Annotated in this window: 25 protein-coding genes; 10 read left to right on the plus strand and 15 right to left on the minus strand. The window is 73.0% G+C overall.

Features of this window, described 5'->3' with window-relative positions; genetic code table 11:
- Positions 1 to 76: 76 nt before the first annotated feature.
- Positions 77 to 1,411 carry a PhoH family protein gene (locus AB0C76_RS12070; protein WP_359963440.1) on the minus strand — a complete coding sequence of 445 codons (1,335 nt, stop codon included), beginning with the start codon at positions 1,409 to 1,411 and terminating at the stop codon, positions 77 to 79.
- A gap of 213 nt (positions 1,412 to 1,624) precedes the next feature.
- Positions 1,625 to 2,419, minus strand: coding sequence for an isoprenyl transferase (locus AB0C76_RS12075; protein ID WP_359963442.1), 795 nt, complete (start codon positions 2,417 to 2,419; stop codon positions 1,625 to 1,627).
- Between the two features lie 387 nt (positions 2,420 to 2,806).
- On the opposite strand from AB0C76_RS12075, the gene AB0C76_RS12080 reads away from it, so the two are divergent.
- On the plus strand, positions 2,807 to 4,414 hold the full coding sequence (locus AB0C76_RS12080) for a glycosyl hydrolase family 18 protein (protein WP_359963445.1): 1,608 nt from the start codon (positions 2,807 to 2,809) through the stop codon (positions 4,412 to 4,414).
- A gap of 123 nt (positions 4,415 to 4,537) precedes the next feature.
- Here the strand turns inward: AB0C76_RS12080 and AB0C76_RS12085 are convergent, their stop codons facing one another.
- Complete coding sequence (locus tag AB0C76_RS12085) at positions 4,538 to 5,248, minus strand: prepilin peptidase (RefSeq protein ID WP_359963540.1); 711 nt, start codon at positions 5,246 to 5,248, stop codon at positions 4,538 to 4,540.
- 98 nt (positions 5,249 to 5,346) lie between these two features.
- Between AB0C76_RS12085 and AB0C76_RS12090 the strand changes: the two genes are divergently transcribed.
- Complete coding sequence (locus AB0C76_RS12090) at positions 5,347 to 6,045, plus strand: hypothetical protein (protein WP_359963446.1); 699 nt, start codon at positions 5,347 to 5,349, stop codon at positions 6,043 to 6,045.
- Positions 6,046 to 6,146: 101 nt separating this feature from the next.
- Positions 6,147 to 7,361 carry a pyridoxal phosphate-dependent aminotransferase gene (locus tag AB0C76_RS12095; protein WP_359963447.1) on the plus strand — a complete coding sequence of 405 codons (1,215 nt, stop codon included), beginning with the start codon at positions 6,147 to 6,149 and terminating at the stop codon, positions 7,359 to 7,361.
- Positions 7,362 to 7,524: 163 nt separating this feature from the next.
- Here AB0C76_RS12095 and AB0C76_RS12100 read toward each other — a convergent pair whose 3' ends face one another.
- Entirely contained in the window at positions 7,525 to 9,351 is a 1,827-nt protein-coding gene (locus AB0C76_RS12100) for a phosphoenolpyruvate carboxykinase (GTP) (protein WP_359963451.1), read from the minus strand.
- A 282-nt stretch (positions 9,352 to 9,633) separates the two neighbouring features.
- Here AB0C76_RS12100 and AB0C76_RS12105 point away from each other — a divergent pair, with 282 nt between their 5' ends.
- Positions 9,634 to 10,311: a hemolysin III family protein gene (locus AB0C76_RS12105; protein WP_359963454.1), complete on the plus strand. Its 678-nt coding sequence runs from the start codon at positions 9,634 to 9,636 to the stop codon at positions 10,309 to 10,311.
- Here AB0C76_RS12105 and AB0C76_RS12110 read toward each other — a convergent pair.
- From AB0C76_RS12110 to AB0C76_RS12120, 3 genes are all read right to left on the minus strand, one after another.
- Entirely contained in the window at positions 10,282 to 10,737 is a 456-nt protein-coding gene (locus AB0C76_RS12110; protein ID WP_359963457.1) for a hypothetical protein, read from the minus strand. The genes AB0C76_RS12105 and AB0C76_RS12110 overlap by 30 nt on opposite strands.
- Positions 10,738 to 11,106: 369 nt before the next feature.
- The gene (locus AB0C76_RS12115) at positions 11,107 to 11,952 is read right to left on the minus strand and encodes a hypothetical protein (RefSeq protein ID WP_359963460.1); all 846 of its coding nucleotides are present in this window, start codon (positions 11,950 to 11,952) and stop codon (positions 11,107 to 11,109) included.
- A 9-nt stretch (positions 11,953 to 11,961) separates the two neighbouring features.
- Positions 11,962 to 12,636 (minus strand): papain-like cysteine protease family protein, encoded by a 675-nt coding sequence (locus AB0C76_RS12120; protein WP_359963462.1) that lies wholly within the window; start codon positions 12,634 to 12,636, stop codon positions 11,962 to 11,964.
- Between the two features lie 265 nt (positions 12,637 to 12,901).
- Here AB0C76_RS12120 and AB0C76_RS12125 point away from each other — a divergent pair, with 265 nt between their 5' ends.
- On the plus strand, positions 12,902 to 13,834 hold the full coding sequence (locus AB0C76_RS12125) for a hypothetical protein (RefSeq protein ID WP_359963465.1): 933 nt from the start codon (positions 12,902 to 12,904) through the stop codon (positions 13,832 to 13,834).
- 29 nt (positions 13,835 to 13,863) lie between these two features.
- Here AB0C76_RS12125 and AB0C76_RS12130 read toward each other — a convergent pair whose 3' ends face one another.
- From AB0C76_RS12130 to mca, 4 genes are all read right to left on the minus strand, one after another.
- Complete coding sequence (locus tag AB0C76_RS12130; protein ID WP_359963468.1) at positions 13,864 to 14,724, minus strand: GNAT family N-acetyltransferase; 861 nt, start codon at positions 14,722 to 14,724, stop codon at positions 13,864 to 13,866.
- Positions 14,725 to 14,791: 67 nt separating this feature from the next.
- Positions 14,792 to 16,840, minus strand: a complete 2,049-nt coding sequence (locus AB0C76_RS12135) for a thioredoxin domain-containing protein (protein WP_359963470.1) — start codon at positions 16,838 to 16,840, stop codon at positions 14,792 to 14,794.
- Positions 16,841 to 16,883: 43 nt separating this feature from the next.
- Positions 16,884 to 17,075 carry a hypothetical protein gene (locus tag AB0C76_RS12140; protein WP_329927391.1) on the minus strand — a complete coding sequence of 64 codons (192 nt, stop codon included), beginning with the start codon at positions 17,073 to 17,075 and terminating at the stop codon, positions 16,884 to 16,886.
- Positions 17,076 to 17,124: 49 nt separating this feature from the next.
- The gene (mca, locus tag AB0C76_RS12145) at positions 17,125 to 18,030 is read right to left on the minus strand and encodes a mycothiol conjugate amidase Mca (RefSeq protein WP_359963473.1); all 906 of its coding nucleotides are present in this window, start codon (positions 18,028 to 18,030) and stop codon (positions 17,125 to 17,127) included.
- 240 nt (positions 18,031 to 18,270) lie between these two features.
- Between mca and AB0C76_RS12150 the strand changes: the two genes are divergently transcribed.
- Entirely contained in the window at positions 18,271 to 18,684 is a 414-nt protein-coding gene (locus tag AB0C76_RS12150) for a DUF4307 domain-containing protein (protein WP_359963476.1), read from the plus strand.
- A 304-nt stretch (positions 18,685 to 18,988) separates the two neighbouring features.
- Complete coding sequence (gene greA, locus AB0C76_RS12155) at positions 18,989 to 19,489, plus strand: transcription elongation factor GreA (protein ID WP_329927394.1); 501 nt, start codon at positions 18,989 to 18,991, stop codon at positions 19,487 to 19,489.
- Positions 19,490 to 19,559: 70 nt separating this feature from the next.
- Here the strand turns inward: greA and AB0C76_RS12160 are convergent, their stop codons facing one another.
- The 3 genes from AB0C76_RS12160 to ilvA form a co-directional block, all read right to left on the minus strand.
- Positions 19,560 to 20,417: an ABC transporter permease gene (locus tag AB0C76_RS12160; protein WP_359963479.1), complete on the minus strand. Its 858-nt coding sequence runs from the start codon at positions 20,415 to 20,417 to the stop codon at positions 19,560 to 19,562.
- A gap of 1 nt (position 20,418) precedes the next feature.
- Positions 20,419 to 21,489: an ATP-binding cassette domain-containing protein gene (locus AB0C76_RS12165; protein ID WP_359963482.1), complete on the minus strand. Its 1,071-nt coding sequence runs from the start codon at positions 21,487 to 21,489 to the stop codon at positions 20,419 to 20,421.
- 181 nt (positions 21,490 to 21,670) lie between these two features.
- The gene (gene ilvA, locus AB0C76_RS12170) at positions 21,671 to 22,882 is read right to left on the minus strand and encodes a threonine ammonia-lyase (protein WP_359963485.1); all 1,212 of its coding nucleotides are present in this window, start codon (positions 22,880 to 22,882) and stop codon (positions 21,671 to 21,673) included.
- Positions 22,883 to 23,004: 122 nt separating this feature from the next.
- Here ilvA and AB0C76_RS12175 point away from each other — a divergent pair, with 122 nt between their 5' ends.
- On the plus strand, positions 23,005 to 23,490 hold the full coding sequence (locus AB0C76_RS12175; protein ID WP_359963488.1) for a MarR family transcriptional regulator: 486 nt from the start codon (positions 23,005 to 23,007) through the stop codon (positions 23,488 to 23,490).
- Positions 23,491 to 23,511: 21 nt separating this feature from the next.
- Here AB0C76_RS12175 and AB0C76_RS12180 read toward each other — a convergent pair whose 3' ends face one another.
- Entirely contained in the window at positions 23,512 to 24,666 is a 1,155-nt protein-coding gene (locus AB0C76_RS12180; protein WP_359963490.1) for a cystathionine gamma-synthase, read from the minus strand.
- Positions 24,667 to 24,781: 115 nt separating this feature from the next.
- On the opposite strand from AB0C76_RS12180, the gene msrA reads away from it, so the two are divergent.
- Both msrA and AB0C76_RS12190 read left to right on the plus strand, forming a co-directional pair.
- The gene (gene msrA / locus AB0C76_RS12185) at positions 24,782 to 25,450 is read left to right on the plus strand and encodes a peptide-methionine (S)-S-oxide reductase MsrA (RefSeq protein ID WP_359963493.1); all 669 of its coding nucleotides are present in this window, start codon (positions 24,782 to 24,784) and stop codon (positions 25,448 to 25,450) included.
- Between the two features lie 134 nt (positions 25,451 to 25,584).
- Positions 25,585 to 25,947 carry a cupin domain-containing protein gene (locus AB0C76_RS12190; protein ID WP_359963496.1) on the plus strand — a complete coding sequence of 121 codons (363 nt, stop codon included), beginning with the start codon at positions 25,585 to 25,587 and terminating at the stop codon, positions 25,945 to 25,947.
- Positions 25,948 to 26,272: the final 325 nt, after the last annotated feature.

The raw sequence follows: 26,272 nt of genomic DNA on the forward strand, positions 1-26,272 counted from the left end.
GAGCCCGCTCCGTCAGGAGCGGGCCCCACATGCAAAGTTGACCGGATTGTCCGACTATGTCCCGGTCAGTTGTGGATCACGGGTGGATGTCCTCCAACATTTCCGTGACCAGAGCCGCGATCGGCGAGCGCTCCGAGCGGGTGAGGGTGATGTGCGCGAACAGCGGATGCCCCTTCAGCTTCTCCACCACCGCCACCACGCCGTCGTACCGGCCCACCCGGAGGTTGTCCCGCTGCGCCACGTCGTGGGTGAGCACCACCCGCGAGCCCTGGCCGATCCGGGACAGGACCGTCAGGAGGACGTTCCGCTCCAGCGACTGCGCCTCGTCCACGATCACGAAGGCGTCGTGCAGCGAGCGCCCGCGGATGTGGGTGAGCGGCAGGACCTCCAGCATCCCCCGTGCGATGACCTCCTCGATCACGTCCGGAGTGGTGACGGCGGAGAGGGTGTCGAAGACCGCCTGCGCCCAGGGGCTCATCTTCTCCGTCTCGGACCCCGGCAGGTAGCCGAGTTCCTGCCCGCCGACCGCGTACAGCGGCCGGAAGACCATCACCTTGCGATGCTGCCTCCGCTCCAGCACCGCCTCCAGCCCCGCGCACAGCGCCAGCGCGGACTTGCCCGTGCCGGCCCGGCCGCCCATCGAGACGATGCCGACGTCCGGGTCGAGCAGCAGGTCCAGCGCGACCCGCTGTTCGGCGCTGCGCCCGCGCAGGCCGAACGCCTCCCGCTCGCCGCGCACCAGCCGGACCCGGCCGTCGCCGGTCACCCGGCCGAGCGCGCGGCCGCGCTCCGAGGTGAGCACCAGTCCGGTGTGGACGGGCAGCTCGGCGGCCCCCTCGATGTCCACCGCGGCGTCGTGGCCGGCCGCGAACAGCGCGTCCACGTCGTCGGCCGCGACGTGCAGCTCGGACATGCCCGTCCAGCCGGAGGTGATCGCGAGCTCGGCCCGGTACTCCTCGGCGAGCAGGCCCACCGAGCTGGCCTTGATCCGCAGCGGCAGGTCCTTGGACACGACGGTGACGTCGTAGCCCTCGGCCTGCAGGTTGCGGGCGACCGCGAGGATCCGGGTGTCCGCCTCGCCTCCCCCGGAGCGGTAGCCGGCCGGCAGTATCGACAGGTCAGAGTGGTTGAGCTCGACCCGGATGGTCCCGCCGAGCTCTCCGACCGGGATCGGCTCGTCGAGCCGGCCGTGGCGGATGCGGTAGTCGTCGAGCAGCCGCAGCGCCTGGCGGGCGAAGTAGCCCAGCTCGGGGTGGTGCCGCTTGGCCTCCAGCTCGGTGACGACGACCACCGGGAGGACGACCTCGTGCTCCTCGAAGCGGGTCATGGCGAGAGGGTCCGCCAGGAGCACGCTGGTGTCGAGAACGTACGTGCGCCGGTCTGGTGTCCGGCGGCTCTTGGAACTGACCACTAGGCCTCCAGAGCGGATGACCCTGCGTCATCCGCGGCAAGCCGGCCCCGCTGCCCCGGTGGCCCCGGGACCGGACTGACTGGAGTATTCCCAGGCGAGGGGCGGTGCATTCGCGCCCCTGGCGAACTGACGGATCATTGCCGGTGAACGTTTGGCCTCGCGCGGCGGCCGGGTAGGCCACCCCTACGGGGGGTCAGTCGGGAGCGGCGGGCGCTACAGGCCCAGGCGCCGGTGCCGCTGCTCGAACGCGCGCAGCGCCCGCAGGAAGTCGACCTTGCGGAAGGCCGGCCAGTACGCCTCGCAGAAGTAGAACTCGCTGTGCGCGCTCTGCCAGAGCAGGAATCCGGACAGCCGCTGCTCGCCCGAGGTGCGGATGATCAGGTCCGGGTCGGGCTGGTTGCGGGTGTAGAGGTGCTCCGCGATGTGCTCCGGGTCCAGGATCCCGGCCAGTTCCTCGATCGAGGTGCCGCGCTCGGCGTGCTCCTGGAGCAGCGAGCGGACGGCGTCTGCGATCTCGTGCCGGCCGCCGTAGCCGACGGCGACGTTGACGGTGATGCCCTCGATCCCGGCGGTCTCCTCGGCGGCGCGCTTGAGCACGTCGGCGGTGTGCTGCGGGAGCAGGTCCAGCGCGCCGACCGGGTGCACCTTCCACCGGCGGGCGGCGGCGAGGCCCGTGACGGCGTCCTCGATGATCCCGAGCAGCGGGACGAGTTCGTCGGCGGGCCGGTCGAGGTTGTCGGTGGAGAGCATCCAGAGGGTGACGACCTTGACGTGGGTCTCGTCGCACCAGCCGAGGAACTCGCTGATCTTGTCGGCGCCGCGCTGGTGGCCGTACGCGGTGGAGCCGCCGGCGGCCTTGGCCCAGCGGCGGTTGCCGTCGAGGATCACGCCGATGTGGTTGGGGGTACGGGCGAGGTGGACCTCGACCCGGCGGCCGTAGAGCCCGTACGCGCCGTGCAGCAGCGTGCGCAGCCCCGGCGTGCGTTCCACGACATCGCGCAGACCCATGTTTTCGGCCCCTCCGTACTCATTTCGGCGGGTGCGTCACCACCCCGGCGCAGCCTACTCCGGCGCGCAGGCGACCGGGAAAGCCGCAGGTAGCGGTCTGGTCACGGTCCTGTACGAAGTCTGTCGCGGCGTGCGTGTCGCGGGCCGCGGGCGGGGCCGGCGGCGACGGCCACGGAACGGTCTCCGGTTCCTTAAGGAATCCGTAAGCCGACGTTCCGGTGCTTGACGCCCGGCAATGGTCTAGTCCAGCTTTTGATCCGGGACGGAACGAGATCGACGCGACGGTCCCGGCCCCTCCTCCAGCATGACCGCGGACCTCCCCTCCCCCACACGCGGCCGCCGCGACCCCCACCGCGGCGGCCGCTCCTCCCCCAGGAGCGTCACCCCATGGCCCTTACGCCGAACCAGCCCGCGCACAAGCGCCGGCGCAGCCCCCTCCCGGCCGTCGCCGCCGGTGCGACCGCCCTCGCGCTGGCCGGCACCGGCCTCGCGCTCCTCGCCGGCGGCGCGAGCGCGGCCGTCGGAGAGCTCGTCACCAACGGCGGCTTCGAGAACGGGCTCGCCGGCTGGACCTGCACCGGCACCGCCGCCGCCGTCTCCGCCCCGGTCCACTCCGGCAGCGGCGCGCTCCAGGCCGCCCCGGCATCGGCGGACACCGCCGAGTGCACCCAGACCGTCAGCGTGCTGCCCAACTCCAGCTACTCGCTGAGCGCGTGGGTCCAGGGCCCGTACGTCTACCTCGGCGCGCGCGGCACCGGCGCCACCGACCCGAGCGTGTGGTCGAACCAGACCGGCTGGAACCAGCTGGCCACCACCTTCACCACCGGCCCGAACGCCACCAGCATCACGCTGTACCTGCACGGCTGGTACGGCCAGGCCGCCTACCTCGCGGACGACGTGAGCCTGGCCGGCCCGGGTGGCACCCCGGCGCCGAGCCCGACCGCGACGGCCACCGCCACGCCGACCGCGACCCCGACGGCCACCGCGACCCCGACGCCGACCCGGACCCCCACTCCGACCGCCACGCCGACCCCCACGGCCACGCCGACCGCCACCGCGACCCCGACCGCCCCGCCGACCACGCCACCGGCCACCGGTCTGCCCGCGCACGCCGTCACCGGCTACTGGCAGAACTTCGACAACGGCTCGACCCCGCAGCGCCTGGCCGACGTCCAGAGCGCCTACGACATCATCGCGGTCTCCTTCGCCGACGCCGTGCCCACCCAGACCGGCGCGATCGGCTTCACCCTGGACCCGGGCCTGTCCAAGGCCCTCGGCGGCTACACCGACGCACAGTTCCGCGCCGACATCAAGGCCAAGCAGGCGGCCGGCAAGAAGGTCGTCCTGTCCATCGGCGGCCAGAACGGCGCGATCAGCGTCGGCGACGCGACGGCCGGCGCCGCGTTCGCCAACAGCGCCGCCGCGATCCTCAAGGACTACGGCTTCGACGGCATCGACGTCGACCTGGAGAACGGCGTCCAGCCCGGCCCGCTCGGCGACGCGCTGCACGCCCTGCAGGCCAAGGTCGGCCCCGGCTTCGTCCTGACGATGGCGCCCGAGACGATCGGGATGTACAGCACCGCCGGCACCTACTTCCAGCTGGCGCTCAACACCAAGGACATCCTGACCGTCGTCAACACCCAGTTCTACAACTCGGGCGGCATGAACGGCTGCGACGGCAAGGTCTACAACCAGGGCACGATCGACTTCATCACCTCGCAGGTCTGCACCCACATCCAGGGCGGGCTGCGGCCCGACCAGGTCGGCATCGGCGTCCCCGCCTCCGCCAAGGCGGCCAGCGGCGGCTACGTCGACCCGTCGGTGGTGGACAACGCGCTCAACTGCCTGGCCACCGGCAACAACTGCGGCAGCTTCGTCCCGCCGGCCAAGTGGCCGACCATCCGCGGCGCGATGACCTGGTCCACCAACTGGGACGCCAGCAACGGCAACGCGTTCTCCAACGCGGTCGGCCCGTTCGTCCACAAGATGCAGTGAGCACCGCAAGGACCTGACTCCCCGCGACGCGCCGCTCCTCGAGGGTGGGGCGGGCGCGTCCGCGGCGGGGCCCGCAGTACCGCGACCGGTGCTGCGGGCCCCGCCCGTGCGTGCCCCGGCCGCTCAGCGCACCACCACCGCGAACAGCGTGCCGAGCAGCAGGAACGGGCCCACCGGGATGTCGAGTCCGCGCACCGGCCGGCGGCGCGCCAGGGCGGCGACGGCCCTCAGCACCGCCCACAGACCGGCCAGCAGGACGGTGAAGAACAGCCCGCTGAACGCCACGCCCCAGCCGTACCAGCCGAGCAGACCGCCCAGCGCGAACGCCAGCGGGGAGTCCCCCGGGCCCATCAGGCCCAGCCAGACCGGCAGTTCGAACAGGGCCCCGGCCGTGAGCGCCACCAGCAGGCAGCGCACCAGCACCCCCGGCCGGCCCTCGGCCACGGCGGACCCGGCCAGCAGCACGGCCAGTCCGGCGGCCAGCGGCAGCGTCAGCCGGTACGGCAGCCGGCGCACCCGGCCGTCGACGAAGGCGAGTACCACGCCGAGCCCGGCCGCCCAGGCCAGCGCCGCGGCCGACGACCCGTCCGCCGCGAGCACCACGGCGACGGCGACGGCCGCGGCGGCGGCCTCGACCGTCCACGCGCCGGCGCCCAGCCGCTCCCGGCAGCCCGGGCAGCGCCCGGTCGGCGGCAGCAGCAGCGTCGGAGCCGCGCACGACGGACAGACCCGGCACCACGCCCCGCCCTCGGGCACGGCGAACCTGGCCACCAGGCCCCGCAGCAGCGGGGCCATCAGAAAACCGGCCGGCACCGCCCCGGCGGCCGCTAGCATCACCGGCGCAACCCCCTCTCACTCGGCGCCCGCATGACGAAGCGGGACGCCCGGCGGGCGGGGCCCACCGACCCACATCATCCAACGGGGGAACGACCATGACGAAGACCCGGTTCACAACCCGGGCCGCCCGCGCCGCAGTTCCGGCCGCGGCGCTCGCGCTGCTGCTGACCGCCTGCGGCCCGGACAACGCCGATCCGGCCGCGAGCACCGGCGCCCCGGCCGCGCCGCCCGCCACCGCCACCCCGCCGGCCACGCCCGGCGCCGCCCCCTCCGCGGCCACCGGCGCCCCGGCCGCGCCCGGGGACGGCCCGCAGCCGTCGGTCACCGCGGGCGGCAACAACGTCACGCAGGTCAGCTACGACCACCCGCTCGCGCTCGGCGGCACCGGCCGCTACCTCGGCAAGAGCTCGACCGTGGACGCCACGGCCGTCTCGATCACCAAGGGCACCGCGAACGAGATCGCCCCGTTCGGCTTCCTGCCGGACCTCACCACCGGCAAGACCCCGTACTACGTCAGCATGACGTTCACCAACCGCACCGGGACCGCGCTCGCCCAGGACGCCTACATGATGCGGGTGTGGGTGAAGCCGAAGGACCACTCGGCGGGCGCGCTGCCGGCGCCGACCCTGGAGAAGGCGATCCCGCAGTGCGACACCAAGGCGCTCGTGACGCTCGCGCCCGGGCAGTCGGTGAAGCTGTGTGCCGTCTATCTCGTTCCGAACGAGAACCCGCCGGCCTTCCTCACGTACGGCAACATCCTGGACACGGCACCCCTGGTTTGGAAGGTCGGCTGACGGCGCCCGCCTGCCGATCGAAGGAGCCCTCGCGGGGCCCCGCCGCATGTGTTCCAGGACACGCGCCGCGGGGCCCGGTCGTGGCCCTAAAGTAGGCAGGCATGCAGGTCATCCAGTCCAGCAAGCTCGCCAACGTCTGCTACGACATCCGCGGGCCGGTGCTCGACGAGGCGATGCGGTTGGAGGAACAGGGCCACCGCATCCTCAAGCTCAACACCGGGAACCCCGCCGTGTTCGGGTTCGAGGCGCCCCCGGAGATCCTCCAGGACATCCTGCGCAACCTCGCGACCGCGCACGGCTACGGCGACTCCAAGGGCCTCCTGTCCGCCCGCCGCGCCGTCGTCATGCACTACGAGGACCGCGGCCTGCACGGTCTCTCCGTCGACGACGTCTTTCTCGGCAACGGCGTGTCCGAGCTGATCCAGCTCGCCATGACGGCGCTGCTCGACGACGGCGACGAGGTGCTCGTCCCGGCGCCCGACTACCCGCTGTGGACCGCCTCGGTCTCGCTGGCCGGCGGCACCGCCGTGCACTACCGCTGCGACGAGCAGGCCGAGTGGTACCCGGACCTCGCCGACATCGAGGCCAAGGTCACCGACCGGACCCGGGCCATCGTCGTGATCAATCCCAACAACCCGACCGGCGCGGTCTATCCGCGCGAGGTGCTGGAGGGGATCGTCGAGATCGCCCGCCGCCACAAGCTGGTCGTCTACGCGGACGAGATCTACGACAAGATCCTCTACGACGACGCCGAGCACGTCCCGCTGGCCACGCTCGCGCCCGACCTCTTCTGCGTCACCTTCAACGGGCTGTCCAAGTCCTACCGGGTGGCCGGCTTCCGCTCCGGCTGGATGGTCCTGTCCGGCGACCGCACCCGCGCCCGCAGCTACATCGAGGGCCTCACCGTGCTCGCCTCGATGCGCCTGTGCGCCAACATGCCGGCCCAGCACGCGGTGGCCGCGGCGCTCGGCGGGCGGCAGTCCATCCGCGACCTCGTCCTGCCCGGCGGCCGGCTGCTCGCCTCGCGCGACGCCGCGTACGAGCTGCTCAACGACATCCCCGGCGTCAGCTGCGTCAAGCCCAAGGGCGCGCTGTACGCCTTCCCCCGGCTGGACCCGAAGGTCTACAAGATCAAGGACGACGCCCAGATGGTGCTCGACCTGCTGCGCTCCCAGCGCATCCTGCTGGTCCAGGGCACCGGCTTCAACTGGCCCGAGCCGGACCACTTCCGCCTCGTCACCCTGCCGCGCGCCGAGGAGATCACCGACGCCGTCACCAGGATCGGCGACTTCCTCAGCGGCTACACCCAGCCGTAGGGGCCGGCGGAACGCGCGAAAAAACACTACGGCCGGAGCCTCGGCCCGGACGGTCTCCTTGGTCGGGGAAAGACCGTCCGGCGGGGGGCTCCGGCCGTCCTGTCGCTCGGCCGGTGCGAAGTTCGTGCAGCGCACCGGCCGTTGTCACGGCTGAGGCTCAGGCTCAGCCGAGACGCGCGACGAGGCTCTTGTACTCGTCCCACAGCTCCTTCGGGGTGTGGTCCCCGAACATCTCCAGGTGGGCCGGCACGAGCGCGGCCTCCTGGCGCCAGATGTCGGCGTCCACGGTGAAGAGCAGCTCGACGTCCTCCTTGGCCAGCTCCAGGCCGTCCAGGTCGAAGCCCTCGGTGGTGGGCAGCACGCCGATCGGGGTCTCCACGCCCTCGCCGGTGCCCTCCAGGCGCTCGACGATCCACTTGAGCACGCGGCTGTTCTCGCCGTAGCCGGGCCAGACGAAGCTGCCCTCGGCGTTCTTGCGGAACCAGTTCACGTAGTAGATCTTCGGCAGCTTGGCCGCGTCCGCCTGGGCGCCGACCTTCAGCCAGTGGGCGAAGTAGTCGCCCATGTTGTAGCCGCAGAACGGCAGCATCGCGAACGGGTCGCGGCGCAGCTCGCCCACGGTGCCCTCGGCGGCGGCGGTCTTCTCGGAGGCGATGTTGGCGCCGAGGAAGACGCCGTGCTGCCAGTCGAAGGACTCCGTCACCAGCGGGACGGCGGTGGCGCGGCGGCCGCCGAACAGGATCGCCGAGATCGGCACGCCCGCCTGGTCCTCCCACTCGGGGGCGATGGTCGGGCACTGCGCGGCCGGGACGGCGAAGCGGGCGTTCGGGTGGGCGGCCGGGGTGCCGGACTCGGGGGTCCAGTCGTTGCCGCGCCAGTCGGTGAGGTGCGCCGGGGGCTCCTCGGTGAGGCCCTCCCACCACACGTCGCCGTCGTCGGTGAGGGCGACGTTGGTGAAGACCGTGTTGCCCCAGAGGGTGTCGATGGCGTTGGCGTTGGTGTCCACGCCGGTGCCGGGGGCGACGCCGAAGAAGCCGGCCTCCGGGTTGATCGCGTAGAGGCGGCCGTCGGCGCCGAAGCGCATCCAGGCGATGTCGTCGCCGATCGTCTCGACCTTCCAGCCCGGGATGGTGGGCTGGAGCATCGCCAGGTTGGTCTTGCCGCAGGCCGACGGGAAGGCCGCGGCCACGTACTTGACCTCGCCGGACGGCGGCGTGAGCTTCAGGATGAGCATGTGCTCGGCGAGCCAGCCCTCGTCGCGGGCCATCGTCGAGGCGATGCGCAGCGCGTAGCACTTCTTGCCGAGCAGGGCGTTGCCGCCGTAGCCCGAGCCGAAGGACCAGATCTCCTTGGTCTCCGGGAAGTGCGAGATGTACTTGGTGCTGTTGCACGGCCACGGGACGTCCGCCTCGCCCTCGGCGAGCGGGGCGCCGACGGTGTGGACGGCCTTGACGAAGTCGCCGTCCTCGCCGAGCTGGTCGAGCACGGCCTTGCCCATGCGGGTCATGACGCGCATCGACACGGCGACGTAGGCGGAGTCGGTGATCTCGACGCCGTAGGCGGCCAGCGGGGAGCCGACCGGGCCCATCGAGAACGGCACGACGTACATCGTGCGGCCCTTCATGGCACCGCGGAACAGGCCCTGCTCACCCTGGAAGACCTCGCGCATCTCGGCGGGGGCCTTCCAGTGGTTGGTCGGCCCGGCGTCCTTCTCCTGCTCGGAGCAGATGAAGGTGCGGTCCTCCACGCGCGCCACGTCGGACGGGTCCGAGGCGGCGTAGTAGGAGTTCGGGCGCTTCTCCTCGTTCAGCTTCTTGAAGGTGCCCTGAGCCACCAGCAGGTCCGCGAGGCGCTGGTACTCCTCGTCGGAGCCGTCGCACCACTCGATGCGGGCCGGCTGGGTGAGCTCAGCGATCTCGCTCACCCACGCCACCAGGCGCTGGTGACGGGTGGGCGCGGATGCGCTGACAGCAGAGATCTCGTACGACACGATCGCTCCTTCACGCCATCCCGGCGGGGAGACGGCGTAGCGGGGGTCTGAGGGTGCTTGCAGCGTAGCTCCGGGTTCAAGGCCGGATTGCGGCACACCGGTGAAATTGACGCATCTTTTACTACAGTAAGTATGATTACTGGCAAGTAACACGTCGCTCACGTCCGAGACGGAGTGCGCTGCGCCACACTTCAATTGCTCCAAAATGTCGAAGTGTGGCGATCGCCACTTCCTACCTGCCAGTAACCTACGGACCCGTAAGTAAGGGGTAGCATGCTGCGCATGACTGCAGAGCTCGTGCGGGGCGCCGGGAACGCGACGGAGAGCAAACCGAAGTGGCGCGGCTGGCTGCACGCCGGGATGTTCCCCGCCACCGTCGCGGCCGGGATCGTCCTGATCTGCCTGGCCGACTCCACGCCCGCCAAGATCGCGTGCGCGATCTACTCGGCGAGTGCGTGGCTGTTGTTCGGGGTCAGCGCGGTCTACCACCGCTTCGACTGGGGGCCGCGCGGGGACGCCGTCCTGCGCCGGCTGGACCACGCGAACATCTTCCTGATCATCGCGGGGACCTACACGCCGTTCACGATCCTGCTGCTCAAGGGCGCCGCCCAGCAGGTGCTGCTCTGGGCGGTCTGGGGCGGCGCGCTGGCCGGGATCGCGTTCCGGGTGTTCTGGGTCGGCGCGCCGCGCTGGCTGTACACGCCGGTGTACATCGCGCTGGGCTGGGCCGCGGCGTTCTTCCTGCCGGACTTCCTGCGCACCGGCGGCGTGGCCGTCCTGGTGCTGATGATCGTCGGCGGGGTGCTCTACAGCATCGGCGGGGTGGTGTACGGCCTCAAGCGGCCCGACCCGTCACCGCGCTGGTTCGGCTTCCACGAGGTGTTCCACGCCTTCACGCTCGGCGCGTTCATCGTGCAGTACGTCGGGGTCTCACTGGTGGCCTACAGCGCGGCCGGCTGAGTCCGGCGCTCCACGGCGGGCGGTCGTCCGGTCCACGTCCACGGACCGGGTGACCGCCCGTTCGGCCGTCCAGGGGTGCTCGTGCGGCGCCCGGCCCTGCGGGTGGCGCCGGTGCGGCACGCGGCCCGCGCCGCCGCGCGACTGGCGCGCGTCGAGCACCTCGTGGGCCCGGCGGCAGCGCTCGCAGTGCGCGGCGTTCGGGGGCGCGGCGGACGGGCGGTGGCCGCCGGGCGCGTCCGCCCGGTGCAGCGCCCGCCAGCGCCGGGCGACGTACACCATGAGCAGCAGCACCTCGACCCCGGCGACCGCCAGGACCAGCGCGGCACCGTTGATCAGATAGGCCGCGACCACGGCCAGCGCGGACCCCACCACCACGGCCGCGCCCCACACCTGGGCACCGGCCCGCCTGTCGTCACTGTCAGCCACTACGGCTCCCCTTTCCCGGCGCCGGGCTCGTGGTCGGCTCCTGCCGCCCCACCCCTTCTCCGCTCTCGGCACGCGTCGGCCAGCACTGACCGATTGCCACATGGTATCTACCGTCAGTCACTCCAAGCTGCCTCCGGACGGCGAACGACAGATCAACGTTGCGTCAATTCCATGTGCGGGAGCCGCACTTAAACACGGACCGGACGGCCCCCGCGGACCCCGGGATCACCCTCCCGGGTCGACGGCCGCCATGTCCGGCCGACCGTGCCGTCCCCGTCCACACGCGACCGCACGCGCCGACACGCACCTGGACGCACGAGGGCGGGGCCCGGCACTTCGCCGGACCCCGCCTCCCCGTGCGGTGACGCCCTACCCTCGCCGGGCGCCAGTCCTCCGCCGCAGGACCGCGACCGCGCCGACCAGCGCGGTGGCACCCAGCGCCGCGCCCGCCGTCACGGCGGGCAGCAGCGAACCGTGGCCCGCCGGTTCCGGTGCGGCGGCGCCCACCTGGTAGCCGCCGCCCTCGCCCGCCCGGTCGTAGGCCGAACCGGGCAGCTTGTCGCCGTACCGCCGGTGGACCAGTTGCTGGTACGCGGCCAGCGCCACCCCGTCCGCGCCCACCGAGCGGCGGGCCTCGTCGTCGAGCGGCAGCACCCGGCCGTCGCGCAGCACGTACCACGCGTTGATCTGCGGTTCGCGGAACGCGGTGCCGCCGTCCGCCGCCGCCTTCGCCGCGTAGTCGCCCTCGTCACCGCCCGAGGCGATGTTGACGACCCTCCAGTCGTCGCCCTGGCGGACCGTCCACACCGAGGCGGTCTGCCCGTCCGCCGCGACCACCTTGCTCGCGGTGAACTCCGCCTTCGCGACGGCCGCGCCCGGGGTGCCGGCCACGAAGGCGGCGTCCAGGGTGTACACCGGCACGGTGTCACCGGCGAGTCGGGGCGTTTCCGCGGTCGCCGCCCGCGCCTCCTCGGCCGCGCCGATGGTCAGCTGCTGCGTCGGCGGGACGCCCTTGCGGGCGAAGAAGTGGCCGAGCCTGTCCAGCACGGCCGGGCTCTGCACGGCGTCGCGGGCCTTCGCCAGGTCGGCGGCGGCCACCGGCGCGGGCGCGCCGGCCGGTGCGTCGGCGTGCGCGGCCGGCGCGAGGGCCAGCGTGAGGCCGGCCGCCAGCAGGGCGGTGGTGGCGGCCCGACGGGTCTTCCCGAGGTCAGTCATGGTCGCCCCTCACGCGCCGATCCGGTACAGGGAGTGGGTCCACGAGAACGTGTCGTTGTTCACGTAGTACCAGTAGTCCGCCCAGTTGTAGCGGTAGTTGGAGGGCCACGGGTCGCCCCAGTAGACCCAGTTGTTGCCGGTGTCGTACCCGTAGAGGACGTGCATGTGCCCGCCGCCCGAGCTCCACTGGATGCGCGCCTCGATCGGCCGGTTCGCGTCCACCTCGGCCTGCACCGTGCTGTAGCGCAGGTAGCCGGTGACGTACGAACCGGGGTTGATGCCGATCCAGCCGAGCGCGTTCTGGACGTCGCCCAGCGTGGCCTGGCTGTTGGGGCAGCTGGAGTCCACCGAGCGGCCGAACGCCGCGTTGCAGAACTGGTTCTGGCTGTAGTTGTAGCCGAACCAGGTGGCGATGGTGTTCCCGCTCGCCGCCCAGCACCAGTTGGTCTGCTGTTGCTGCTGCATGGTGATGTTGAGCTTCTTGTACGTGCCGGCCAGGTCGGCCGTGCTGCCGGGCGCGGCGGCCTGGCGGACCTGGGCGTGCGGCCGGACCGGGGTGGGGACCCGGTCCTGGCCGGGGACGGCGGCGGCCGGCGTGGCCGCGGCCGCGGTGAGCGCCGGGCCGAGCACGCCCAGCGCGAGCACCGAGACCGCGCGGCGCAGCCGTATCCGTGGAACTGGCATGGGGGAATGCCTCCTTGCACGAGCAGAGGGAAGTGCTGTGTGGGGGCGCGGTCCGGATCGCGCCATGAGCATCGCGCCGTTGACGAAGGCCGGTCAACGGTCGCCGCGGGCATCGCGGATCAGGTGTGAACGGGCGCGACCTGCTGTGAACACCGCCCGTGGAACGCCCGCGCGACACGCCCGGGCGGGTGACAAACAGCCGGGCTGATGTGAATATTCACGGTCAAATCCTGGGCTCCCCACGCCCGTTCCCCAGGAGGAAGACATGCACCGCAGCGAGCACCCCGATCTCGCCGCCGCGCTGCGCACCGGCCCGTTCCACCTGGCCCTGCGCACCGCCATCACCGCCCGCGGCCTCGCCCTGCACCGCGTCCGGCGCCACCTCGCACTGCGCGGCGTCCACGTGGGCCTCACCAGCCTCAGCTACTGGCAGCAGGGCCGGCGGCGCCCCGAACGGCCGGAATCGCTCCGTGCCGTCGCCGCCCTGGAGGAGGTCCTGGACCTGCCCGAGCACTCCCTCACCCGGCTGCTCGGCCCGCGCCGCGCCGCCGACACCGCCCCCACGGGCCCGCCCGTGCGCCCCTACCGCGACCTCATCACCCCGGCAACGGCGGTCGACGACCTGCTCGCCACCATCGCCGGCCCCCGCGACACCGGGCTGCACACCATCACCCACATCGAGCGGATCCGCATCGGCCCCGACCGCCAGCTCGCCCGCCGCGACTCCCAGCACGCCCTGCGCGCCCACCGCGACGGCATCGACCGCTACCTCGCCCTCTACCAGGGCGACCCGGGCTGCGACATCACCCGCGTCGGCGTCCGTGCCGAGGAGAACTGCCGCCCGGGCCGCGTCCGCCGCGACCAGGCCCACCACCTGCTCGTCGCCGAGCTCCTCCTCGACCGCCGGCTGCGGGCGGGCGACACCCACCTGCTCGGATACGGCTTCGACGACGCGCCCTCGCCCGAGCCCAGCTGCGAGTACGTCCGAGGCTTCAACTCGGGCGCGGGCCAGTACGTCCTCCAGGTCACCTTCGACCCGGCCGCCCTGCCCGTCCGCTGCCACCGCTTCGCTCTCCACTCGCCGGGCGAAGCACCGTACGAGAGTGAGGAGTTGACGCTGGACGGGCACCACTGCGTGCACCTCGTCGCGACGGCGCTGACCCCGTGCCTGCTCGGGGTCCGGTGGGACTGGGAGTGATCCCCCGCGACGCGACGGGGCCTCGGCCGCTACCGCGTGAAGTCCACCCCGAGGCAGTCCTCCACCGGCCGGTACCCGATCTGCTGGTAGATCGAGTTGCTGACCGGGTTGGCCAGATCGGTGTAGAGCAGCACCTCCGCGGCACCCTCGGCGAGGGCGTGCGCCGTGGCGGCGGCCGTGACGGCGCTCGCGTAGCCGCGGCCGCGGCGGTCGGCGGGGGTGTAGACGGGGCCGATGCGGGACATCCCGGCGGTCACCGGGCTGTTACCGGCCAGCGCGACCGGCTCGCCGCCGTCCTCCCAGAGGTGCAGGCCCCCGGCGGCGATGCGGTCGTCGACGGACCGCGGGATGTCGGGCGCCAGGACACCGGCCTCGGCCGCGAACTCCTCGTACCAGCGGATCACGAGCTCCCGGTCGGCCACCGAGGCCTGCCGGTGGCGGCCGGCCGGCGGGCGCGGCGGGCCGGCCGGCTCGCCGAGCCGGTACAGCCGCTGGTTCTCCTTGACGGACTGCCGGCACCCGGTGGTCGCCGTCCACGCGGAGGCGAAGGCGCGAACCGCGCCCACCCCGCCGCAGACGCCGTTGACCTCCGCGAACTCCGGTCCTGCGGAGGCGAGTTCGGCTGCGAGATCGGCCGCAGCGTCGGCCGGCATGCGGCCGAGCCGGGGCTCGTGGGGCGGCGTCTGCAGGAAGGCGCCCAGGACCGGGCCGCCCGGGACCGCGGTCCACCACCCGAAGGCCGGCGGCCGCGGCCCGAAGACCTGCAGCCCCGACTCGGCGAGCCGGTGCACGGCCGTGAGCAGGACGGTGTTCTCGGCCGGGTGCGCGGCGAGGAAGCCGCCCGCCCGCTCGCGGAAGTCGTCGAGGGAACTGCTCAGGGTCCAGGCCATGCGCCATTCTCGCGCCGCCCCGGCCACGGCCACCACCGATTAACCGGCCGCCGCGCGCCGCCCGCGGCTACTCGACGGCCACGCCCAGCCGCTCGCCCAGCACCGCCGCGTCCGTGGTCGGCGCGTCGCACGCGAAGTGCCGGCAGACGTACGCGGCGGGCGCGCCGCCCACCAGCGGCCGGTCTGCCAGCAGCGGGACCTCGGTGTCGCCGGTCGCCGGCGCCCCGACCGCCACGACCGCCCCCGGCGCGGTGGCCAGCAGTGCCGCCCGCCGCAGCGCGGCCGTCGCCGGGTCGTCCGCGGGGCCGACGACGGCGACCTCGCGCGGCCCGTCGAGCAGCGCCTCCGCGACGGCGAGACCCCAGCCGATGAAGCGCGGCGCCCGGGCGGCGAGCGCGCCGACGATGCCGAGCGCCCGTTCGGCGGCGGTGCGGTGGCGGGCCGAGCCGGTGTAGGCGGCGTACGTGAGCAGGGCGCCGGCGGCGGCCGTCCAGCCGGACGGGGTCGCGTTGTCGGTCGGGTCCTGCGGGCGGCGGATCAGCTCCTCGGCGTCGTCGGCGGTGTCGTAGAGCGCGCCGGACGCGTCGTCGGTGAAGTGCTTGAGCACGGTGTCGAGGAGCCCGCCCGCCAGCTGGAGCCACTCCGCCCCGCCGGTGACGGCGTACAGCGCGAGGAAGCCCTCGGCGGTGTCCGCGTAGTCCTCCAGCACGCCCGCGTTGGCACCGGCCCGGCCGTCCCTGGAGGTGCGCAGCAGCCGCCCGTCGGGGGTGAGGTGGACGGCAAGCAGCAGGTCGGCGGCGCGCTCGGCGGCCTCGACGAGGTCGGGCCGGTCGAGGAGGGCGCCGGTCTCGGCGAGGGCGGCGATCGCGAGGCCGTTCCACGCGGCGACGACCTTGTCGTCGCGGGCGGGGGCCGGCCGCTGGGCACGGGCCGCGAGCAGCCGCTCCCTGATGGCCTCGAACTCGTCGAAGTCATCGGGGTCGGCGAGGAGTTGGAGGACGGAGGTGCCGTGCTCGAACGTGCCGTCCGCGGTCACCGAGAACAGCCGGGCGGCGGTGGCGGCGTCGGCCGGGCCGAGGAGGTCCACCAGTTGGCCCGGCTCCCACACGTAGTACGCGCCCTCGGCGGAGGCGCCGGTCTCCTCGTCGAGGCTGTCGGCGTCCAGCGCGGAGGCGAACGCACCCTCGGGCGTGCGCAGTTCGCGCAGCAGGAAGTCCGCCGTCGACAGCGCCACCCGACGCGCCAGCGGGGACCCGGTGGCGCGCCACAGGTGCAGGTAGGCGCGCAGCAGGAGCGCGTTGTCGTACAGCATCTTCTCGAAGTGCGGCACGACCCACCCGGCGTCCACCGCGTACCGGGCGAAGCCGCCGCCGAGCTGGTCGTGGATGCCACCGCGGGCCATCGCCTCGCCGGTGCGCACGGCCATCTCCAGCGCCGCCTGCGAGCCGGTGCGGGCGTGGTGGCGCAGCAGGTACTCGATCACCATGGCCGGCGGGAACTTGGGCGCGCCGCCGAAGCCGCCCCGCCGCTCGTCGAAGTCGCGGCTGAGGGTGACCAGCGCCTGGTGCAGGTCGGCCGCCGCGGGCGGGTGGTGCGCGCCGGCCGAGTACACCGAGGCCCGCTCGGCGAGGTCGGCCCGGATCCGCCCGGCCACCTCGCCGACCTCCTCGCGCCGGTCCCGCCAGGCGGCCTCGACACCCTCCAGCACCTGCCGGAAGGACGGCATGCCGTGCCGGGGCTGCGGCGGGAAGTACGTGCCGAAGTAGAACGGCTCCTTGTCCGGCGTCAGGAACACCGTCATCGGCCAGCCGCCCTGCCCGGTGGCCGCCTGCACGGCCTCCATGTAGACGGCGTCGACGTCCGGCCGCTCCTCGCGGTCGACCTTGACGGCGACGAACCGCTCGTTGAGGTACCCGGCGACGCCCTCGTCCTCGAACGACTCGTGCGCCATGACGTGGCACCAGTGACACGCCGCGTACCCGACGGACAGCAGCACGGGCACGCCGCGCCGACGCGCCTCCTCGAAGGCCGCCGGGCCCCACGGCCACCAGTCGACCGGGTTGTCGGCGTGCTGCAGCAGGTAGGGCGAGGTCGCGTCCGCGAGACGGTTCGGCATGGCCCCATCCTCGCGCATCGGCGCCCGGACGGGGGGCCGGGGATCACTCCTTCGGGGACTCCGGGTCCTCGGCGAAGTTGACCTTCTTGAACTGGCGGTTCATCGACTTGGCCAGGAACCAGGTGGCCACGCCGAGGGCGGCGAAGACGACGAAGCCGAGGAGACCGGGGGTGACCTTGGCGTCGTCGACGGCGAGGTCGGCGGCGAGGTGGACGAGGTTCACGGGGGCGCTCATATCTCTATGGTGGCCCGGCTCACGGCGAGCCGGGCCGTCGGGGGGTGGTTCAGTCGCGCGTGTCGGCGGCCTCGGCCGCCAGGGTGGGGGTGCGCAGGCCGGCGAACAGGTCGTCCTCCGGCAGGTCCACGTCGATCAGGGTACGGGCGAGCTCGTAGTCCTCGGTGGGCCACACCTCGCGCTGGACCTCCAGCGGGACGCGGAACCACGGGCCGTCCGGGTCGATCTGGGTGGCGTGGGCGATCAGCGCGCGGTCGCGGGTCTCGAACCAGTCGTCGCAGCGCACCCGGGTGGTGATCTCGCGCTCCTTGCGGCCGCTCTTCTCCCAGTTCGCGATCCACTCGCCGTACGGCGAGTCGTGACCGTGCTCCGTGAGGTAGGCGTGCAGCGCGCGGATGCGGTCCATCGGGAAGCCGTGGTTGTAGTACAGCTTCAGCGGCTGCCAGGGCTCGCCGGCCTCCGGGTAGGCGTCCGGGTCCCCGGCGGCGTCGAAGGCCACCATCGTGATCTTGTGGGTCATGATGTGGTCGGGGTGCGGGTAGCCGCCGTTCTCGTCGTAGGTCGTGATGACCTGCGGCCGGAACTCGCGGATGAGCCGGACCAGCGGCTCGGCCGCCTCCTTCACGTCCTGCAGGGCGAAGCAGCCCTCGGGCAGCGGGGGCAGCGGGTCCCCCTCGGGCAGGCCGGAGTCGACGAAGCCCAGCCAGGCCTGCCGGACACCGAGGATCGCCCGCGCGGCGTCCATCTCCTTGCGCCGGACCTCGTGGATGTTCTCCTCGACGTACGGGTCCCCCTGGAGCTTGGGGTTGAGGACCGACCCGCGCTCTCCCCCGGTGCAGGTGGCCACGAGCACGTCCACCCCCTGGTCGACGTACATGGCCATGGTGGCCGCGCCCTTGCTGGACTCGTCGTCCGGGTGGGCGTGCACCGCCATCAGTCGCAACTGCTCAGTCAACGCCTTGCGTTCCTTCCATATGGTCCGGGCGCCGGCGCGAAGCCGGCCCGCCCGTCGTCCGAGCCGCACACTCAGGGACCGTGTCACCGCGGGACCGGGCGGCCGGACGTCCGCCGGCACGGCCGGGCCCCGCCCCGCCGCATCGGCCGCGGGCGTGCCCCTCCTATAGTGACGGACTGGAGGAGCGCCGCATTCCCCCGCACCACCCGCGCGGCCCTTCCCCGGAGAGGACTCGTCCCGATGACCGCAGACACCACCACCGCCAAGCTGCCCGAGGGGCGCTACGGCAAAAGCGCCGACCGCGAGGCGGACCGCCGCCTGAAGGTCGTCGGCGCGGTCTGCGGCGTGCTGGGCCTCGGCGTGGTCGCCTGGCTGGGCGGCTCGTACCTGCTCCGCGAGACGGCGATCAACGGTTCGGTGCCGACCTTCCAGGTGGTGTCGGACTCCGAGGTGCAGCTGCACCTCTCGGTGAGCAAGGGCGACGGGACGGCCGGCAGCTGCACCGTCCGCTCGCAGGGCTCCGACGGCTCCGTGGTCGGCCTGGCCGACTTCCCCGTCCCCGCCGCGGGATCCAGCTACGACACCGTGGTCAGCCTGCGCACCACCGCCCGGGGCACCACCGCCGAGCTCCTGGGCTGCACGCCGGCCAAGTGACCCGCGAACCGCCGGGCATTCGGTGGCGCCGCGCCCGGCAACCCGCGCATATTCGATCTCGCGAACGGGCATCCAGACAGGGGCCCGCACCGCTCGCTGTACACCTTGGCGCAACGCCGCCGTCAATGGCGCGCAAACGACTATCCCGCTTGTCGGCAGGACTTGTTAGGCTCGTGGTTTCGCCCCTTCCGCACCGGATGGTACGGGAGCGGGCGTTGATTTGTAGTTGAGACCGATATCACCACCAACCCCCTGCTGACGACTCACACCCTCAGCACAGCCCCAGCACCTACGAGGAGCACCCGTGACCCAGACCAGTGAGAACGTGACCTGGCTCACTCAGGCCGGCTACGACCAGCTCAAGGCCGAGCTGGATCACCTGACCGGACCCTGGCGCATCGAGATCGCCCAGAAGATCGAGGCGGCGCGCGAGGAGGGCGACCTCAAGGAGAACGCCGGTTACCACGCCGCCAAGGAGGAGCAGGGCAAGTACGAGCTGCGCATCCGCCAGCTGACCCAGCTCCTGGAGCGCGCCAAGGTCGGCGAGGCCCCCGCGGACTCGGGCGTGGTGGCCCCGGGCATGATCGTCACGGTCGCCTTCGACGGCGACGAGGACGACACCATGGAGTTCCTGCTCGCCTCGCGCGAGGTGGCCAGCTCCGGCGACCTGGACGTGTACTCGCCGCAGTCCCCGCTGGGCCGCGCGATCGACGGCAAGCAGATCGGCGACGAGGCCACCTACGAGCTGCCCAACGGCCGGCCCGCCATGGTGAAGATCCTCAAGGTCACGCCGCACGCCGGCTGATCCACCCGCAGGCACGGCGAAGGGCGGCCGCGGAGCTCCGCGGCCGCCCTTCGGCACGTCCGGGCCGTGATCAGCCCGCGGCCGAGCGGTACTTGCGCACCGACAGCCACGAGAACACCGCCGTGATCAGCACCGACCAGGCCAGCGACACCAGCGCCGCGTGCTGCATCGGCCACACGCCGTCCACCGGCCCGACCTGGTTGCCGAAGAGGTCCCGGCAGGCCTGCACGGTGGCGCTGAACGGGTTCCAGTAGGCGATGCCCTGCAGCCAGCCCGGCATCGAGCTGACCGGCACGAACGCGTTGGACACGAAGGTCAGCGGGAACAGCCAGATCAGACCGGCCGAGGTGGCCGCCTCCGGGCTGCGCACCGACAGGCCGATCAGCGCGCCGATCCACGAGAAGGCGTAGCCGAGCAGGAGCAGCAGCACGAACGCGCCGAGCGCCTTCAGGATCCCGTCGTGGATCCGCCAGCCGACCGCCAGGGCGACCAGGGCCAGCACGATCACGGTGAAGGCCGTCTGGACCAGGTCGGCCAGGGTGCGCCCGACCAGCACCGCCGAGCGGGCCATCGGCAGCGAGCGGAACCGGTCCACCAGGCCCTTGGTCATGTCCTCCGCGATGCCGGCCGAGGCCCCGGCGGTCGCGAAGGTGACGGTCTGGGCGAAGATGCCGGCCATCAGGAACTGGATGTAGGAGTTGGAGCTGGCCTGCGTCCCGGGGATCTGGATCGCGCCGCCCATGACGTAGGAGAAGAGCAGCACGAACATGACGGGCTGCATGAGCCCGAAGACCACGATCTCCGGGATCCGGGACATCCGGCGCAGGTTGCGCTTGGCGACGACCCAGGAGTCGTGCAGGGTCGCGGACAGCCCCCGGCGCTGCCGGGGCACCGCCCCGCCGATCGCGTGCTCGGTGGCGGTCGTCATCTCAGCGCTCCGTTCCGGCCGCGACGGCCTGCTTGTCCCGGCCCTCGCCGCCGTCCCCGCCGGCCCCGCCGCCCTTGCCGCGCCCGCCCTTGCCGCGGCCCTTGGCACCCGCGCCGTTCTCGTCGTCCGCGGACTCGGCGACGTGTCCGGTGAGCGTCAGGAAGACGTCGTCCAGGGTCGGGCGGCGCAGGCCGATGTCGTCGATCTCGATCGAGCGGGCGTCGAGCTCGCGGATCGCGTCCGCGAGGACCCGGGCGCCGCCGCTGACCGGGACGGTGATCTTCCGGGTGTTGCGCTCGACGGCGGGCTCGCCGAGCGCGTACCCGGACAGCGCCGAGACCGCCGCGGCGACGTCGTCGGCGCGGTGCACGACGACCTCGATGCGCTCGCCGCCGATCTGTGCCTTGAGCTGGTCGGCGGTGCCGCGGGCGATCACCCGGCCCTGGTCGACCACGGCGATGTCGTGGGCGAGGCGGTCGGCCTCCTCCAGGTACTGGGTGGTGAGCAGCAGCGTGGTGCCCTGCTCGACCAGGGTCTCGATGACCTCCCAGAGCGCGAGCCTGTTGCGCGGGTCGAGGCCGGTGGTCGGCTCGTCGAGGAACATCACCGGCGGCCGGACGACCAGCGCGGCGGCGAGGTCGAGGCGCCGCCGCATGCCGCCCGAGTACGTCTTGGCGGTGCGGTCCTTGGCCTCGGTGAGGTTGAACCACTCCAGGAGCTCCAGCGCGCGGGCCTTCGCGTCACGCGCCGTCATCTGGTAGAGCTCGCCGACCATCTGGAGGTTCTCGAAGCCGGTCAGGTACTCGTCGACGGCGGCGTACTGACCGGAGAGGCCTATCAGGCTGCGGACCCGGTTGGGGTGCTTGAGCACGTCGACCCCGGCGACCACGGCCCGTCCGGAATCCGGTTGCAGCAGGGTGGTGAGGACGCGCACAGTGGTCGTCTTGCCGGCGCCGTTGGGGCCGAGCAGCCCGAGCACCGTGCCCTCGGGGACGTCCAGGCTGACGCCGTCGAGGGCTCGTACGTCGCCGAAGGTCTTCACCAGGTTCTCGGCTTGGATGGCTGGCGCCATGGCCTGCCTCATCTCCTCGGACGAAATGGGCGATCTGTCCCACTGTGCCCCGGGTGCGGCAACGCGGGCGACTCGATTTTCGCCCATGGACAGGGAACGCGATGTATCGCGAGTCTGGCAGCTCACGATATATCGCGTCAAGGGATTTCACGGACCCGCCGGGGTGCCGCCTGAGTGCCCCTCAGGTGCCGACGACGTACCCCGCGTCCCGCAGCTCGCCGACCACCACCGCGCAGTGCTCCGGCCCCTTGGTCTCCAGGTGCAGGTCGACCTCGACCTCCGTCAGCCCGAGGCGCGGGTCGGTCCGCACGTGCGCGACGTCCAGCACGTTCGCGTCCACCCTGGTCAGGACGCCCAGCAGGTCCGCCAGCGCGCCCGGCTTGTCGGCGAGCCGCACCCGCAGCGACAGGTAGCGCCCGGCCGCGGCCAGCCCGTGCCGCAGCACCCGCTGCATCAGCTGCGGGTCGATGTTGCCGCCCGACAGGACGGCCACCACCGGGCCGTCGAAGGTGCCCGGCTCCTCCAGCAGCGCCGCGATCGGGGCCGCCCCGGCCGGCTCGACGACGAGCTTCAGCCGCTCCAGGCCGAGCAGCAGCGCCCGCGACAGCGCGTCCTCGGAGACCGTCCGGATCCCGTCCGCCAGTGCGTTGACCACCTCGAACGGGATGTCCCCGGGGCGGCCGACCATGATCCCGTCAGCCATCGTGGCGAAGCGCTCCAGCGACACCGGCCGCCCGGCGGCCAGCGAGGGCGGGTACGCGGCGGCGCCCGCCGCCTGCACGCCGACCACCCGCACGTCCGGCCGCAGCGGCTTGACCGCCGCCGCGATCCCGGCCAGCAGCCCGCCGCCGCCCACGCCGACCAGGATGGTCCGCACCTCGGGGCACTGCTCCAGGATCTCCAGGCCCACGGTGGCCTGGCCGGTGACCACGTCCCAGTGGTCGAAGGGGTGGATGAACACCGCGCCGGTCGTCTCCGAGTAGCGCTGCGCGGCCTGCAGCGCCTCGTCCACCGTGCTGCCGTGCAGCCGGACCTCGGCGCCGTATTCGCGGGTCGCCGAGACCTTCGGCAGCGGCGCGGCCACCGGCATGAAGACGGTCGAGCGGACGCCCAGGAGCGAGGCCGCCAGCGCCACCCCCTGGGCGTGGTTCCCGGCGCTCGCCGCGACCACTCCGCCGGCCCGCTGCACCGGCGTGAGTCCCGCGATCCGCACGTACGCCCCGCGCAACTTGAACGAGCCGGTGCGCTGGAGGTTCTCGCACTTCAGGTGGACCGGTGCGCCGATCAGCGAGGACAGGTGGCGGCTGCCCTCCATCGGGGTCACCCGGGCGACCCCGGCCAGCATCTTCTGGGCCCCGCGGACGTCGTCGAGGGTGATCGGCAGGTTGCGCATAACGCCAGCCTACGGCGGCGGCGACCGGCAATCCGGCATGCCGGGACTGTTCCCGGGCCAGCCCCGCCCGCGTAATCTGCTGCTTCTGAGCCTCCCTCACCGCACGACGATCGTGAGCCGCGATGACGACGACCTCGCCCCAGGCCACCGACCGCACCGACCCCGTGCACAGCCAACTGCAGTACCAGCTGGCGGTCTTCGCCCGCCGGATGGAACAGGTCCGGACCTCCGACGGCCTCGGCGCGCTGGACCGGGCCGCCTACCTGCTGCTCGACCGCCTGGAGCGGCACGGGCCGGCCAACGTCAAGGCGCTGGCCGACGCGCTCGGCGTGGACTCCTCCACGGTGACCCGCCAGGTCGCCCCGCTGGTGGCGGCCGGGCTGGTCGGCCGGGTCCAGGACCCGGCCGACCGCCGCGCCGTGCGCCTCGCGCTGACCCCGCTCGGCGCCCACCGCCTGCGCGAAGTCCGCGACGGCAGAGCCGAGTTGACCCGCCGCCTGGTGGCCGGCTGGCACCCGGAGGAACAGCACGCGTTCTGCGCGCTGCTGGCCCGCTTCAACCTCGCGATGGAGTCCTACACCGCGGACCGGCACGGCCACCAGCCGTAGCGGCGACGCCCTCGACCGCCCTTAGCCGAGCGCCTGCTTGAGGTCGGCCAGCAGGTCGTCGATCGACTCGATGCCGACGGACACCCGGACCAGGTCGGCCGGGACCTCCAGCGGCGAGCCGGCCGCGGAGGCGTGGGTCATCCGGCCCGGGTGCTCGATCAGCGACTCCACGCCGCCGAGCGACTCGCCGAGGGTGAACAGCTGCGCCCGGTTGCAGACCTCGACCGCCGCCTCCTCGCCGCCCGCGACCCGGAACGACACCATGCCGCCGAAGGCCTTCATCTGCTTGGCCGCGATGTCGTGGCCGGGGTGCTCGGGCAGGCCCGGGTACAGCACCTGGCTGACCTTGGGGTGGCTCGCCAGCAGCTCGGCGACCCGCTCGGCGTTGGCGCTGTGGCGGTCCATCCGGACGCCCAGCGTCTTGATGCCGCGCAGCACCAGCCAGGCGTCGAACGGCCCGGAGACGGCGCCCATCGCGTTCTGGTGGTAGGCCACCTCCTCGCCGAGGGCCGCGTCGGCCAGCACCAGCGCACCGCCGACGACGTCCGAGTGGCCGCCCATGTACTTGGTGGTGGAGTGCACGACCGCGTCGGCGCCGAGCGAGATCGGCTGCTGCAGGTACGGGCTGGCGAAGGTGTTGTCGACCACCAGCAGCGCGCCGTGGCCGTGCGCGATCTCGGCGAGCGCGGCCAGGTCGGTGATGCCCAGCAGCGGGTTGGACGGGGTCTCCACCCAGACCGCGCGGGTGTTGGGCCGCAGCGCGGCGCGGACGGTGGCCAGGTCCTGGGTGTTGGCGACGGAGAACTCGACGCCCCAGCGGGTCAGCACCTTGGCGAACAGCCGGAAGGTGCCGCCGTAGGCGTCGTTGGGGATCACGATGTGGTCGCCCGGCTTGAGGACGGTGCGCAGGAGGGTGTCCTCGGCGGCGAGGCCGGAGGCGAAGGCGAGGCCGCGGGCGCCGCCCTCCAGCGCCGCGAGGCACTCCTCCAGCGCCGTACGGGTCGGGTTGGCGCTGCGGCTGTACTCGTAACCGCCCCGCAGGCCGCCCACCCCGTCCTGCTTGTAGGTGGACACCTGGTAGATCGGCGTGACGACGGCCCCGGTCTGGGGGTCTGCCTCCTGACCCGCGTGGATGGCGAGGGTCTCGAAGCCCTGGGGAAGCTGGTGCTCGGTCATAGGTCGAGCGTAGTGGCCGTTCGCCCGGGCGCCCGCCGGAATGCCGGGACGGAATGGGGCGGCGCCTGCCCGCGTTGAAGCCTGGGCAACCCTCCCTACCCCGATGGAGCAGGCCGTGCTGTTCAACCGCCACAAGACCTCGCTCGTCCCGGCCGCCCAGGCCCTGCCCGGCCGGGAGTCGCCGGCCTTCGCCCTGCGCGAGCCGCACACCGTCCTCGGGAACCCGCTGACCGGCCCGTACCCGGAGGGCCTGGAGGTCGCCGACTTCGGGCTGGGCTGCTTCTGGGGCGCCGAGCGCACGTTCTGGCGCGTGCCCGGCGTCTGGACGACGCTGGTCGGCTACCAGGGCGGCCACACGCCGAACCCGACGTACGACGAGGTGTGCAGCGGGCTGACCGGGCACACCGAGGCGGTCCGGGTGGTCTTCGACCCGGCGGTGGTCTCCTACGAGCGGCTGCTGAAGACCTTCTGGGAGGCGCACGACCCGACCCAGGGCAACCGCCAGGGCAACGACGTCGGCACCCAGTACCGCTCCGCCGTCTACACCCACTCCCCCGCCCAGGCCGCCGCCGCGACGGCCACCAGGGCCGCCTTCCAGCCGGCCCTGACGGCGCTCGGCCTCGGCCCGATCACCACCGAGATCGCCCCGGCCGGCCCGTTCTACCCGGCCGAGCCCTACCACCAGCAGTACCTCTCCGACGCCAAGAACCCCAACGGCTACTGCGGCCTCGGCGGCACCGGCGCCTCCTGCCCGATCGGCGTGGCCCGCACCACCGAGGGCTGACGGGCCGGCGACGGCCCCGGGGCCCGGCCACCCGAGGTGACCGGGCCCCGGCCCGGGCGCAGACTGGAAGGGCCAGCAGGGCGCCCGGCCACCTGCCCGGCGGCCGGGCCGCCCCACGGGGAGAGGAGCCTGCCATGTCCGGTCTGGTCAGGAAGAACTTCGACGATCCCGAGGAGGTCCGTCCCTTCGAGGAGGGATCGGGCGAGCTGCGGCTGGTCAACCTGGACGCCGGCCCGGTGGGCCGGGCCGTGTTCCAGCCCGGCTGGCAGTGGACCAAGCACGTGAAGCCGATCGCCAAGACCGACAGCTGCCAGGCCGCCCACCTCGGCTACGTGGTGTCCGGCCGCATGCGGATCGTCATGGACGACGGCGAACAGGCCGACTTCGGCCCCGGCGACCTCATGATCTGCCCGCCCGGCCACGACGCCTGGATCCTGGGCGACGACCCCTGCGTGATCGTCGACTGGCAGGGATTCGCCGACTACGCCAAGCGCTGACGCGCCCCGGCCGCGCCGATCCCACCGGCGACCTGCCCGACCGGCGCACGGCTCCCTGCCGGGCCCCGGCGCGACACCCGGCTCGACGCACGCCTCAGCACCCGGCCGGTAGGTGCCTCAGGTACGCGATCGCCGCCCCGGTGAGGTCCCCGTGGTACCGGAGCACGACGACCGCCCGCTTCCTGCGGGTGAGCGTGCCCAGGACCCGGTTCAGCAGCTCCCGTTGGGCCCGCCGTTCGGCGAGGTCCTCGGCCAGCGGCCGGTCCGGGGGCGGTCGCCGGTCAACAGCTCGGCCGGCCCCGGCAGTCGGCGGCCGTCGCCTACG

This window comes from Kitasatospora sp. NPDC048722 (assembly GCF_040650235.1).
GTDB lineage: Bacteria > Actinomycetota > Actinomycetes > Streptomycetales > Streptomycetaceae > Kitasatospora.